At 55.8% G+C, this 525-nt stretch carries 2 protein-coding genes; both read right to left on the minus strand.

Going from position 1 to position 525, the window contains the following annotated elements; all coding sequences use genetic code 11:
* The coding region (locus ACR0E6_RS23065) for a phosphate acyltransferase (protein ID WP_480587809.1) at window positions 1-234 on the minus strand (234 nt) is incomplete at its 3' end.
* Between the two features lie 5 nt (window positions 235-239).
* Window positions 240-525, minus strand: a 286-nt coding sequence (locus ACR0E6_RS23070; RefSeq protein ID WP_480587813.1) for a thiamine pyrophosphate-dependent enzyme, incomplete at its 5' end; no start/stop codon positions are given.

Raw genomic sequence — 525 nt, forward strand, 5'->3', positions numbered from 1 at the left:
CAAGTGGGGCGAAGTTGCCGGATCGTGAATGTCTATCCCGGCTACATCGGTTCCGCCTTTTTCAGCCAGCAAAGAGGCAACTTTGGACTGATCGCCGACAAGGATAATATCGGCTGCATCTTCGGCACGTGCTTTCAACGCACCTTCTACAACACGTGGATCATCGCCCTCAGCAAGGGCGATGATCTTTTTGGAACTGGTCGCAGCCCCGAGAATTTGATGTAGGGGCTTCACCGCGATCAGGCCTCGACTTGCGGCTTCATGTCTGCTGCTTCGATACCCGCAACCGCAACCGGCTTTTTCATCGCGTCGCGGCGGAACGGCTCACCCAGTTCTTGATTGATCATGGCTTCGATCAAGGTGGTGATACCGTTCTTCTGGTCTTCGATGGCCTGGTTCAGAGCCGCTGTCAGTTCGTCCTGCGTACGTGCGACAACGCCTTTCAGGCCACAGGCCTCTGCGATACCGGCGTAAGAGACCTTGGTATCCAACTCGGTGCCGACGAAGTTGTCGTCGAACCAAAGG

The organism is Ruegeria sp. AP12 (assembly GCF_056540025.1).